10 protein-coding genes are annotated in these 12876 nt (G+C 62.3%); 3 read left to right on the top strand and 7 right to left on the bottom strand.

The annotated features are described in order from the left end of the window. Positions 1-21 precede the first annotated feature (21 nt). Positions 22-1011: an AraC family transcriptional regulator gene (locus tag ACQ4WS_RS02705; protein ID WP_436473435.1), complete on the bottom strand. Its 990-nt coding sequence runs from the start codon at positions 1009-1011 to the stop codon at positions 22-24. A gap of 24 nt (positions 1012-1035) precedes the next feature. Here ACQ4WS_RS02705 and ACQ4WS_RS02710 point away from each other — a divergent pair, with 24 nt between their 5' ends. Both ACQ4WS_RS02710 and ACQ4WS_RS02715 read left to right on the top strand, forming a co-directional pair. Continuing rightward, positions 1036-1422: a cupin domain-containing protein gene (locus ACQ4WS_RS02710; protein WP_436473437.1), complete on the top strand. Its 387-nt coding sequence runs from the start codon at positions 1036-1038 to the stop codon at positions 1420-1422. Positions 1423-2100: 678 nt separating this feature from the next. Beyond that, positions 2101-7143, top strand: a complete 5043-nt coding sequence (locus ACQ4WS_RS02715; RefSeq protein ID WP_436473439.1) for a diguanylate cyclase domain-containing protein — start codon at positions 2101-2103, stop codon at positions 7141-7143. A 27-nt stretch (positions 7144-7170) separates the two neighbouring features. On the opposite strand, the gene ACQ4WS_RS02720 is transcribed toward ACQ4WS_RS02715, so the two are convergent. The 4 genes from ACQ4WS_RS02720 to ACQ4WS_RS02735 form a co-directional block, all read right to left on the bottom strand. Beyond that, complete coding sequence (locus ACQ4WS_RS02720; RefSeq protein ID WP_436473441.1) at positions 7171-7458, bottom strand: hypothetical protein; 288 nt, start codon at positions 7456-7458, stop codon at positions 7171-7173. Beyond that, positions 7458-7697, bottom strand: coding sequence for a hypothetical protein (locus tag ACQ4WS_RS02725; RefSeq protein WP_436473443.1), 240 nt, complete (start codon positions 7695-7697; stop codon positions 7458-7460). The genes ACQ4WS_RS02720 and ACQ4WS_RS02725 overlap by 1 nt, the downstream gene beginning before the upstream one ends. Before the next feature lie 69 nt (positions 7698-7766). Further along, the gene (locus ACQ4WS_RS02730; protein ID WP_436473445.1) at positions 7767-8195 is read right to left on the bottom strand and encodes a hypothetical protein; all 429 of its coding nucleotides are present in this window, start codon (positions 8193-8195) and stop codon (positions 7767-7769) included. 78 nt (positions 8196-8273) lie between these two features. Beyond that, positions 8274-8684: a FeoC-like transcriptional regulator gene (locus ACQ4WS_RS02735; RefSeq protein ID WP_436473447.1), complete on the bottom strand. Its 411-nt coding sequence runs from the start codon at positions 8682-8684 to the stop codon at positions 8274-8276. Between the two features lie 149 nt (positions 8685-8833). Between ACQ4WS_RS02735 and ACQ4WS_RS02740 the strand changes: the two genes are divergently transcribed. Continuing rightward, positions 8834-9547 (top strand): S24 family peptidase, encoded by a 714-nt coding sequence (locus ACQ4WS_RS02740; protein WP_436473449.1) that lies wholly within the window; start codon positions 8834-8836, stop codon positions 9545-9547. Positions 9548-9591: 44 nt separating this feature from the next. Here the strand turns inward: ACQ4WS_RS02740 and ACQ4WS_RS02745 are convergent, their stop codons facing one another. Together ACQ4WS_RS02745 and prpF are read right to left on the bottom strand one after the other, a co-directional pair. After that, complete coding sequence (locus ACQ4WS_RS02745; protein ID WP_436473451.1) at positions 9592-11478, bottom strand: propionate--CoA ligase; 1887 nt, start codon at positions 11476-11478, stop codon at positions 9592-9594. A gap of 113 nt (positions 11479-11591) precedes the next feature. After that, on the bottom strand, positions 11592-12782 hold the full coding sequence (gene prpF / locus ACQ4WS_RS02750) for a 2-methylaconitate cis-trans isomerase PrpF (RefSeq protein ID WP_436473453.1): 1191 nt from the start codon (positions 12780-12782) through the stop codon (positions 11592-11594). Positions 12783-12876 lie beyond the last annotated feature (94 nt).

The raw sequence follows: 12876 nt of genomic DNA on the forward strand, positions 1-12876 counted from the left end.
CAAAATATACTGCGCTCCCACCTAGCGTCGCTCCTGAGTCTTCTTGCGCATTTGTGCCACGTCCATCAATGAGACATATTTTGCTGGTGTAGTGCCTAAAGCTATTTTAAACATCGTGATAAAGCTCGTCACAGCCACATACCCAAGTTCTCCTGCGACCTGTTGAACGCTTTTGCCTTCAGCCAATAAATTCAGCGCCACCATCAGATGGAGCTGTCGACGCCATTTTCCGAAAGACATTCCGGTTTTCTTAAACAACTGACGAGCAAGTGTACGTTCGCTCATCCCTGCAAAACTTGACCATTGCCCAATCGTTCTTCTGTCTGCAGGATCCCGGATTAAGGCTTTGGCTATGCGTTGCAATCGCGAGTCGCTTGGTATTGGGAAATGTGTATTCACCTTGGGCATAGCCCCAAGCTCTTCAAGCAGTAATTGGGCGAAGAGATCTTTGCTACGCGTACTGCGGTCACTGCGACCTTCACAGAGTTCAATGATCATTTCTCGAAGCATGGCCGTGATACGGAACGTGCAGCAATCGTCTGGCAGCGGGGCAGCTGAAGGGGCGATGAACAGGAAATAACCCCGAGCATTGGCAGAGGCACGACTCTCGTGATGAAGGCCGGCCGGAATCCAGAGCGCGCATTGTGGTGGCACTATCCAATGGCTCTCGCCCACCTCGCAAGAGACGACGCCTTCCAAAGACATCACCAGTTGCCCTTGATCATGACGATGAGCCTTGGCTGCCGCCAGTCCCTCACTCAGGGCAGTAAAACCAATCCCAGTGACGCTTTCTGCTGACTGCGCGTGAGGCGCAAACAGATGCTGTGACATTTTGACCTTTTTTGCAGATAATTTGACGTGAATTATAAATCCTGCCATGTCTGATGCAAGTAAAATCTTGCGCAGATCCGAGATGGCGATCCCGCCATCCCATTCTTGAATTTTATCGGAGGAAGCATGAGTAGTAATTCGATCACGGCACGCATGATTAGCCCAGAGGGTGGCCATCATGTTTTGCACCCGACTGGCGCGCACATGAGCATCAAGGTGTTTGCAAGCGAAACAGGAGGAGTCTATTCGCTTATGGAGACGGTGCTCCCCCCTGGAGGCGTCGTGCCGCGGCATATCCACAAGGAAGAGGATGAGAATAACTTCATTCTGGAAGGACAACTCACCATGCACATTGGCGAGGCTGTCTACTTGGCTGTACCAGGTAGCTATGTCGTTGCGCCGAGGGGCGTCGAGCAGTACTTCAAGAACGAGGGTGAGAGCGATTGTCGCTTTCTTACCACCTTTACTCCTGGAGGAGCAGAAGGTTTCTTTAAGGACGCAGGTGAATTAATACGCAGTATTGCGCCGGAAAAACCCACGCCGGAGCAACTGGGCCAGCTCCAGGAAAAGTACGGCCTGCGCTACTTATGATGCCAGGAAAATACTCGCTTTAACTACCTCACGCAGCGTCGGCAAGAGTACATCAAGCCGGCCTGCGATGATGTCTAGCGGCCGAGCAGCTGGCTTGATGATGGAAAACTCAGGCCCGTGAGACAGCCCGGAACCTTTGGTTTGTGCACGCTAGCGGCGCACTTCGGCGCCCAGCCGGGAGCGCGCCGACATGGCATACAGCCATAGCCATGGCAACACGCCACAGTGCACTGCTCGGTGTCACGCCGCATTTCGCGCAGGAGCGGCGCGCCTATGCTGCGCAGGCTCGGCATATGCCTGAAATACCTGAGTATTTAGCATTGAGCCGGACGCGACCACACCGAGCCAGAAGCGGCGTGAAGGCGGGACTAGGTACCATGTACTTCTGTCTATGCGTCCGGGCATTCTTTTTCCTTGACGTACAAAAGACTTGCAATATTGCATAGAAATGCGGAACAGTATTATCTCGCTCTCGCCAATTCTGCGAAACAGGCCTGCGGGCCGCATCCAATCATCGCTCGCAGAGTACCCGTCAGTGCCGACATATTTGCAACACCCCCTATCGCCCCGCCCCCTCTGCCGCGACTACCTACTGATATAATACCAACAACCAAGTAATGCTCCGAAATGTGCGCCTCAAGGCTCCCGCAACCGTCTGTGTACCGCCAAGCCCAGCCCATGCGCTCCCTTTTCGACCACGAGATCATCCAACAGCTGCACAGTGGCTCCCGCTCGCGGGTGTACCGCGCCAGGGCGGCCGATGGCACGGCGCTGATCGTCAAGATGCCGAATCAGCAGTTCCCCTCATTTCAGCAACTGGCGCAATTCAAGCGCGAGTATGCGATCGCGCGCCGCTGCCGCCATCCTGGCGTGGCGCGTCCGCTGGCGCTGCAGCTGCACGCCGGGCACTGGACGATGCTTCAGGAAGATACCGGCGGCCAGGCGCTCGACCGGGTATTGCGCGCGCAGGTGGCGGCGCGCAGGATGCCGTCGCAGCCCGCATTGGCGCTGGACGATTTTTTCGACATCGCGCTGCAACTGTGCGCGGCGCTGGACAAAGTCCATCGTCAGGGCGTGATCCACAAGGACATCAATCCCTCCAATCTGGTGTGGAATGAAGACCGGCGCCTGCTGCAGCTGATCGATTTCGGCATCGCCTGTGAGCTGCCCTACGAAAGCCATGGCATCGTCAATCTCCAGACCCTGGAAGGCACGCTGCGCTACATGGCGCCGGAACAGACCGGGCGCATGAACCGGCGCGTCGACTGGCGCGCCGATTTCTATGCCCTCGGCGCCACCTTGTACGAATTGCTGACCGGGCAGGCGCCGTTCGAGGCAGGCGACGAGATGGAACTCGTGCATTGCCACATTGCGCGCAGTCCCGACTGGTCGCACCCGGCGCTGGCAGGCTTGCCTGGCCAGCTGCTGCCGATCATCCAGCGCCTGCTGGAAAAAAATGCCGATCAGCGCTATCAGAGCTTGCATGGCTTGCGCAGCGACCTCGAAGCATGCCGCACGAAAAAGCCGGCGCAGGCGCTCAAGCTGTCCGAGCACAATGGCCGCTTCCTTGTGCCGCAAACGCTGCATGGACGCGAGGATGCCATCGCCATGCTGCTGGCGGCGTTTGAACGCAGTGCTGCGGGCACCTGCGAGATGCTGCTGGTGGCCGGCCATTCAGGCATCGGCAAGTCGGCGGTCGTCAACGAAGTGCAAAAGCCCATCATCGCCCGGCGCGGCTGCTTCCTGTCCGGCAAATTTGACCAGCTCCAGCGCGACGTGCCGTATGCCTCGTTGATCCAGGCCTTCCAGGGGCTGGTGCGCCAGTTGCTGGACCAGCCGGAAGAAACGCTGCAGCAGTGGTCCGCAAAACTGCACGAGGCCCTGGGCAGCGGCGTGGGCATGATTGTCGAACTGGTTCCCCAACTGGCCTTGATCGTCGGCCCCACCGATGCGATGCCGGCGTCGGCGCCGGCACAGGCCCAGCTGCGTCTGGACCGCCTCTTCCCCCGCTTCGTCGAAGTTTTCGCCTGCGCCGGGCATCCACTGGTGCTGTTCCTCGACGACCTGCAATGGGCCGATGCGGCCACGCTGCGGATGATCGAACGGCTGATGGTCTCCTGCGACAAGAGCTGCATGCTGGTCATCGGCGCATACCGCGATAACGAAGTGAGCGCCGCGCACCCGCTCATCGCGCTGCGCGACAAGCTGCTTGCCCGTAACGTGCCCCTGTCGACGCTGTTACTGAGCGCACTGACCGAGCCGCAGGTTGCGCAAATGGTCTCGGCCACCGTGCGCGTGGCGGTCCCCGACTGCGCACCACTGACCCGCATTTGCTGCCGCAAGACGGCCGGCAATCCTTTTTTTCTCAATCAGTTCCTCGCTGCGCTCAATGAGGCGGGCCATCTGCGCTACCGGCCCGCCGACGATTGCTGGGACTGGGATCTGCCCGCGATAGAACAGGCCAAGTACACCGACAACGTGGTCGAGGTGCTGCTGGAAAAAATCCGCCGCCTGCCCACCGTAACGCAGCACCTGCTGCAACTGGCCGCCTCCTGCGGCAATCGCTTCACGCTCGACACGCTCACCTTGGCAGTGGACCGCGCGCCCCGGCAAACGCAGCAAGACCTGTGGCCGGCGCTCAGGGCAGGATTAATACACCCGCTCGACGAGCGCTATAAATACGTCGATGGCGACACCGATGCTGGCAACAGCGGCGTCAGTTACTACTTCCTGCATGACCGCGTGCAGCAGGCAGCCTACCTGGTCGCCGATACCGGTATACGCGTGGCCAACCATCTTCTCATCGGCCGCTTGCTCCTGCGGCATACGCCGCTGCAACGCCGGGACGAGACGCTGTTTGACATCGTCGAGCAGCTCAACGCCGGCCGTGCGCTGCTCGACGATGCCGGCGATCGGATGCAGCTGGCGATGCTCAATCTGCAGGCCGGCGTCAAGGCACGGCGTTCCGCCGCGTTCCAATCCGCCCTGGAGCACATGCGAATCGGTCTCGACCTGTTGCCGGCGGATGCATGGAACGTCCACGCCGGCGTCTGGCTCGAGCTGCAACTCGGTGCAGCGGAAGCGGCCTACCTGTGTGGCCAATTCGATGCCGCCGAGGCGATCTACCCGCTGGTGCGCACCCGTGCCTTGAACCCCTTGCTGCAGCTGCGCTGCATTGCCATCCAGGCGCACCAGTATCAATTGCAGGGCCGCCTGCTCGACGCCATCGCCGTGCAGCGCGATGGCCTGGCGCTGCTGCACATCGACATTGCGCACGATGTGGCGCAGATGAAGGCGCACTTCTCCGATATTCTCGCCGATATCGGGCGGCAGCCTGGCGCGCATGCGCCCGACAGCTTGCTGGCGGCAGATGACATGTGCGAGCCGGACGCGGTGGCCGCGATGCAGATGATGCAGGGCCTGTGGATGGCCAGCTATTACGCCGGCCAGCAGGATCTCAGCGCGCTGATGGTGGTGTCGATGACGCGGCTGTCCATGCAACGGGGGAACAGCGATTTCAGCGCCGTGGCCTATGTCGGCTACGCGCTGATACTGGCGCTGTACGACGGCGACGTGGCGCGCGGCTACGACTTCGGCGCGATGGCGATGGCGCTGGCCAGGCGGCGTGCCAATCTGCAGACGCGCGCACTCACAGGCCTGATGTTCGGTGCGCTTATCAGCCACTGGACGCAGCCCCTGCGCAGCTCCGACGCCCTGTACGAAGAAGCCTTTGGCTGGGCGCTGGAAATCGCCGATTTCGTGCAGGTCGGCGTGGTGGCGGCCGTGCGCGCCACCGACCGGATCATCCTGGGCGACTATCTGCCGCACCTGATGCAGGACATCGAGCACGACCTGGCGCTGATGCGTGCCAACGGCCAGCAGGCGATGGCCGATTGCTGCGTCGCCGCCGCGGTCCAGCCGATCAAATGCCTGATGGGCCGCCTGCCCCGTCATGACAGCTACGATGATGCGACGTTCAGCGAGGCGCACTTCCTCGAACAGTATGGCGACTCGCACCTGTACCGTGCCTACTTCTTGCAAGGGAAGATTCGCAACGCCTACCTGTTCGACGGCGCCGACGCCGAAGTGATGGCCGGCCAACTTGGCATCGTCACCCAGATCATGCGCGGTCAGGCCAAGGTTGCCGAATGCAGCTTCTACGTCGCGCTGATCCTGATCCGCGCGTTGCGGCGCGCTCCTGCGCGCCCCGATGCGGGCGATATGCTGACCGTGATCGGCACGCTGCAATCGAGTCTCACCGAGTCGGCCAGGCAAGGCTCGGACAATAGCGTAGCCAAGCATCTGCTGGTGATGGCCGAAATGGCACGCAACCGGGAAGATCTGCCGCTGGCCACGCGCCTGTATCAGCAAGCGATCGATGCCGCCGGCCTGGCAGGTTACGTCAACATGCAAGCGCTGGGCAATGAGCTGTGCGGCGAATGCTGGTACGACCAGGGACAGCTGCGCGTGGCCGCCGTCTTCATCAGTGACGCCATCGCGCATTATGGCCAGTGGGGCGCGGACGGCAAGGTGGCGCAGCTGCGGGAGCGCCACACCGCCATGCTGTCAAGGCTGGACGGCCGCAGCACGCAACGGCATTCGGTCTCCCACCCGCAAGGCAGTTCCGCGCTCGACCTGGTGTCGCTGCTGAAGGCTGCACAAATCCTGTCGAACGAAGTCGGCCTGCGCAACGTGCTGACACGCCTCATTGGCATCGTGTGCGAAAACGCTGGCGCGCAGGTAGCGCGGCTGCTGCTGCTATCCGGAGGCAGCTACCAGCTGGAGGCCAATCTCGATGGCGACGTCACCACCGTCCTGCAAGCGCGCCCGCTCGACCTGAACGCCGCCAGCGATCCGCAATTCCCGCTGTCGCTGCTACGCTACGTCATCCGCACAGGTGAGGAGGTGATCGAAGACTGCATCACGGGCGCCTCGCGCTTTGCCGCCGACCCATACGTGCAGCTGCAGCGGCCACGCGCCGTCATGTGCCTGCCGATCCGGCACGGCGGCCAGATCGACGGCATCCTGTACTTCGAGAACCGGCTGGCCGAAGCCTCGTTCACGGAAGAACGCGTCGCGTTCCTGCGCATGCTCGGCGCACAGGCAATGATCTCGATCTCCAGCGCCAGGCTGCATGACAGCCTGGAACGGCGCGTTGCCGAGCGCACCGGGCAACTGGAAGACGCCAACCGCAAGCTGGCGACCCTGTCCATCACCGACGGCCTGACGGGCCTGTCGAACCGGCGCCATTTCGACGACGTGCTGCGCGCCGAATGTGCGCGTGCCACGCGCGTCGTCCAGCCGCTTGCCGTCATCATGCTCGATGTCGACTACTTCAAGCTATTCAACGACCGTCACGGCCACCAGGCCGGCGACGCATGCCTGACCCGGGTCGCGCAGGCGCTGGCGGCCGGCATGCGGCGCGCAGGCGACCTGACGGCGCGCTACGGCGGCGAAGAGTTTTCGATCGTGCTGCCGAACACCGGTGCGGACGAAGCGCGCCAGATCGGCGAAGCGCTGCGGCGCGCCATCGAAGACCTGGGCATCGTCCACGCGAGCACGCAGGCGCAGCAGGTGACGATCAGCGTCGGCATCGCAGTGCAGCCGGCACCTGGCGCCGCCGATCCGGACGCCCTGCTGCGCCTGGCCGATGCCGCGCTGTACCAGGCCAAGGATGGGGGGCGCAATTGCGTGGTGCTGAGGATTCTGGCGCCTGGCTGAGCGGCATTCGCGATGCAGGGTGGCTCCTCAATCGCTGCCATGACTGTTCGCGCGCGCCTGCTCCTGCGCCTTTTCCTGCGACGCCCAGCCGTTGAAGATCAGATTGAGCAGCATGACGACGATGGCGGCCAGCAAGTTGCCGCCATGCAGCAACGGCGACAGGGCTTTCGGCATATGCTGCGCGTACTGTTCCGCCCCCCGCGGCAGCATGCCGAAGCCGACAGCCAGGGCCACGATGAACAGGTTGTTGCGCTTGCTCTTGCAGTCGACGCCGGACAGGATGCGGATGCCGGTGGCGGCGACCATGCCGAACATCACCAGCCCGGCCCCGCTTCTCCCAGCGCCAGAAACATGCCCAGCGACCCGATCATGACGACGATCATCACCTGACGCATGGTGACGATGGCAAAGGCCTTGGCGCTGGCCACCTTGGCGAAATCGGCCTTGCCCAGTGCAAACGACAGGCCCGTGCCGGCGATGATGCCGATCAATACCGCAATATTCGACAGGAAACCGCGCCCATACTTGACCACCAACAAGATGACGGCCAGCACGAAGAAGGCGATAGTGTGTATACAGTTTATGGCGGCAAACCAGTATGAATGTGTATGGTGCCGCTGCCGTCAACGTCGCGTCCGCACCTCCTTGACTGCAGCGGCAGCGTCCGCCGCCAGTTCACCGATATCCTTGTCGCGGCGCCGGTCGAACCAGCGCACGCTGGCACTCACCAGCCACCACGCCGGCAAACCGACGAGCGCCATCAGCGGTGCGGCAATGAACAGGAAGCCCGTGGCTGGATCACAGCCATACAGCGCCGCCACCGTTTGCGCGCTGTCGAACAAGCCGGGCCACCACGCCAGCACCGCCGACACCAGGACGGGACCGGCAAAGGTGGCAATGATGATGCTGGAGCAAATACGGATGAGCGCCTCCTTGCAACTGCGTGGCCACATGACCATGAAGCTGAGCAAGGTGGCAAAGAAGGCGGCCAGCAAGGGCACGCCCAGCAGCTTGATCCAGGCAGCCCCTGCGGCGGTGATATCGATATGCATGATGTACTTTCAGTTGCGGCAAAAAAGAACTGCGCTTGGCAGCTTGCTGTCATTCATGTGAGAGGGCGGCTTGCCGCCCTAAGCTTGTGCCGGACCAAACAACGCCGCCACCAGGGGGTCGCGGCGCGCGGCACCGCGTGGCCAGCAAGCCGTGCGGCGCACCTGCGGCGGCAGTGCGGCCCAGCCATCGACATCCTCATCCTGTTCGCCCAGCGCGTACAGGGCGGGCCGCTGGCGCCTCGGCTCGGTGCAGTGGCGCTGCGCCAGGTGGATCTGTCCCATGGCGCACATGTGGCGCAAATAGCGGCTCATGGTGCCCGCGTCGAGTCCCAGCAAGGCGGACAATTGTGCCGCGCTGGCCTGGCCCTGCTCGCGAATGTACTGCGCGATGCGGGCAATATGCAGCTGCGACTTCTTGCTGCGCCCCTGTAACTGGCGCCCCTGCCGTGGCGCCGCCCTGCTTTCAATCAACTGACTGCTGTTCAACATCTGCCTGACCTCCCGTGGTGTCGCCAACCGGCAAACGCTGTAGTGCGTTTGCGACAGGCAACGAGTGGACTTTATCAATCGCTAATGTTAAAGTCAAGCATTTGGTAATTTATCAAACGGTAAATTTCAGGTTTAATGTGGAGATGAATATGTATCAATACAGACGCGACCGCCTGCTGGCCCTGATCCGCGAGCACTACGACAACACGCGCAAGAAAATTTCCGACGTCAGCGGCTGGAGCGAGGCGCGCATCTCGCAAATCCTCTCGCCCACCTACCGCGAGGGACGCGCCTTCAGCGAAAAGATCGCGCGCAAACTGGAAGCGGACCTGCAGCTGGACAGCATGTACTTCGACCAGGGCGCGGCGCCAGACCAGGCGGCGCTGGCGGCACGCGCGCTGCCTGGCGTGCAGCCCGTGGTCGTGGATGATGGCGAGGATGAACGTTTTTACGCGATCCGCAAGGTAAAACTGCGCCTGTCTGCCGGTATCACGGGCTTTGCCATCGAACCGGAGACGCACGACGGCAGCACCATCAGCGTGCCGCGCAGCTGGGTCGAGCGCAATGGCTACCACCCTGAAAAACTGGTGGGTATCAAGGTCAAGGGCGAGAGCATGGAGCCGGCCCTGTACGAGGACGACGTGGTGATCATCAATACGGCCGACAAGCGGCCGGCCGACGGCATCGTGTTTGCCATCAATTACGAAGGCGAACCGGTGGTCAAGCGCATGGCGCGCGACATCGGCGAATGGTGGTTGACGTCGGACAACCCGGACCAGCGCAAATACCACCGCAAGCTGTGCCGCGGCAATGAATGTCTGATCGTGGGCAGGGTCGTGCGCAAGGAAAGCGAGCGCATTTGAGAGCGAAGTTTATCGATTGATAAACTTCGCTTGGATCATGACGCTCAAGCCAATGCTGCCTGGATCTGCTGCAGCGATGCCGGGTCGTCCATCGACGTCAGGTCGCCCGGGTTGCGGCCTTCGCAGATGGCCTGGATCGAACGGCGCAGCAGCTTGCCCGAGCGCGTCTTCGGCAGCTGCGCCACGAACAGCACGCGCGCGGGCCGCGCCACGGCGCCCAGCTGGCGGTCAACCACGGCCATCACTTCGCGTTCCAGGGCCGCTTTCGCGTCAACGCTGTCGAAACCCTGCGGGTCCTTCAGGATCACGAAGGCCATCGCCACCTGGCCTTTGAGCTTGTCTTCCACGCCCACCACCGCCACTTCCGACACGTTCGGATGGCTGCTGATACTTTCCTCGATTTCGCGCGTGCCCAGGCGGTGGCCGGCCACGTTGATCACGTCATCGGTGCGGCCCAGAATGAAGTAATAGCCATCCGCGTCGCGCACGCCCCAGTCGAAGGTGGAATACACTTGCCGGCCGCTGAAGGTGGACCAGTAGGTGTCGACGAAGCGCGCATCGTCGCCGTAGACCGTCTGCATGCAGCCCGGCGGCAGCGGGCCTTCCAGCACCAGCACACCCTTCTCGTAGTCTTCGCACTCCTCGCCCGTCGCTTCGTTGAGCAGCTTGACCTGGTAGCCGTACATGGCCAGGCCCGGGCTGCCCAGGCGCGTCGGGGTATCAGCGACACCTTTTGCCACCGAGAGAATCGGCCAGCCCGTCTCCGTCTGCCAGTAGTTGTCGATGATGTCCACTTTCAACTCGTCGGCGATCCATTGCGAGGTGGTTTCATCGAGCGGCTCGCCCGCCAGATACAGCGCCTTCAATGACGACAGGTCGTATTTGCGCATCAGTTCCACCGGGTGCTTGCGCAGCACGCGGATGGCCGTCGGCGCCGAGAACATGCGCGTGACCTTGTATTTTTCAACGATGCTCCACCAGATGCCCGCATCGGGACAGATGGGCAAGCCCTCGTACAGGATGGTGGCCATGCCGGCGATCAGCGGGCCATACACGATGTAGGAATGACCCACCACCCAGCCGATATCCGAGGTGGCAAAAAAGGTTTCGCCGGGCTTGCCGCAGAAGTTGTATTGCATCGACGACGCCAGCGCCACCGCATAGCCGCCCACATCGCGCTGCACGCCCTTCGGTTTGCCCGTCGTGCCCGAGGTGTACAGCACATACGATGGCTCGTTCGCTTCGAGCCAGGTGACGGGCACCTGCGCATCCATGTGCTGCTCGCGCAGCGTCGCGTAATCAAGGTCACGGCCCGGCGTCAGTTCCATCGGCACCAGATGGCGGTCGACCAGCAATACCTGCTGCGGCTTGTGCGCGGCGATGCGGATGGCTTCGTCGAGCAGCGGCTTGTAGGCAATCGCCTTGCCATTGCGCGAACCGGCATCGGCGGAAAACACCAGCTTGGGCTGCGCATCGTCGATGCGGCTGGCCAGGCTGTTAGAGGCAAAGCCGCCGAATACCACGGAGTGCACGGCACCGATGCGGGCGCAAGCGAGCATGGCGAAGGCCGCTTCGGCGATCATCGGCATGTAGATCAATACGCGGTCGCCCTTGGCCACGCCCAGCGACAGCAAAATGGCCGCGCAGCGTTCCACTTCGCGCTGCAGTTCGCGAAAACTGTAGCTGCGCTCGGTGTTCGTCTCGGTGGAAACGGCGATCAGCGCGGCCGCATCGCCCTGGCTGTCCACCCAGCGGTCGACGGCGTTGTGGCACAAATTGGTGGTGCCGCCGACGAACCATTTGGCGAATGGCGGGCGGGAATAATCGAGCACTTGCGAAAACGGGGTATGCCAATCGATCTTGTCCGCTTCCTCGCGCCAAAAAGCCTCAGGCGTGTCGATCGAGCGTTGATAAAATGCTGCGAAATTCATATCTCCTCCGGTATGCGTGCAATCTGTATCGGGCCTGGGCGAACTGGCCTGGCCACCACTTTATGTGTGCCGCCTGTGTGTCATCTGCCTACCATCTGCCTGCGTATTTCTTCCTAAAACGCGTCGCCGGGAATGCGCACAGCCCCTTCCATCAACACGCGCGCGCTGCGGCTCATGATGGCCTTGGTGACGCTCCATTGGCCATCGGCCAGCACCGCTTGCGCACCCACCATCAGGGTGCCGGACGGGTGGCCGAAACGCACGCTGGTTTTTTCGCCGCCGCCCGCCGCCAGGTTCACCAGGGTGCCGGGGATGGCTGCCGCCGTGCCGATGGCGACAGCCGCCGTGCCCATCATGGCGTGATGCAGCTTGCCCATGGACATGGCGCGCACCAGCAAGTCGATCTCGCCCGCTTCCACCTGTTTGCCGCTGGACGAGACATAGCTGGCCGGCTTGGCGACAAAGGCCACCTTCGGCGTATGCTGGCGCTTCGCCGCTTCATCCAGGTGGGAAATCAAACCCATGCGCAGCGCGCCGTGCGCGCGGATGGTCTCGAAGCGGGCCAGCGCGGCCGGGTCGCCATTGATGGCGTCCTGCAGTTCCGTGCCCGTGTAGCCGATGGCGTCCGCGTCGACAAAAATTGTCGGGATGCCGGCGTTGATCAGGGTGACTTTCAAGGTGCCGATGCCGGGTACGTCGAGGTCATCGACGAGGTTGCCGGTAGGGAACATGGCGCCACCGCCGCCCTCTTCCTCCGCCGCAGGATCGAGAAATTCCAGCTTCACTTCGGCGGCCGGGAAGGTCACGCCATCAAGCTCAAAGTCGCCCGTTTCCTGTACTTCGCCATGCGTCATGGGCACGTGGGCGATGATGGTCTTGCCGATATTGGCTTGCCAGATGCGCACCGTGGCGATGCCGTTTGCAGGCACGCGGGCGGCGTCCACCAGCCCGCTGGCAATGGCGAACGAGCCGACGGCGGCCGACAGGTTGCCGCAGTTGCCGCTCCAGTCGACAAAGGGCTTGTCGATGGAAACCTGGCCGAACAGATAGTCGACGTCGTGCTCCGGCTTGGCGCTTTTTGCCAGGATCACCGTCTTGCTGGTGCTCGAGGTGGCGCCGCCCATACCGTCGATCTGCTTGCCGTACGGGTCGGGGCTGCCGATCACGCGCAGCAGGAGCGCATCGCGCGCCGCGCCCGGCACTTGCGCGCTGGCGGGCAAATCCTGCAGGCGGAAGAACACGCCCTTGCTGGTGCCGCCACGCATGTAGGTGGCGGGGATGTTGATTTGGGGTACGTGGCTCATTGTATATTTCCGCAGAAGTTCTTTGCACGCGCTGCGAGGACGACAGCCTCCCCGCAGCACAAAGCTGGGGTCAGACCCGGCGGGTCTGACCCCT

It is taken from the genome of Janthinobacterium leeuwenhoeki, assembly GCF_051380795.1.
Lineage (GTDB): Bacteria > Pseudomonadota > Gammaproteobacteria > Burkholderiales > Burkholderiaceae_D > Janthinobacterium.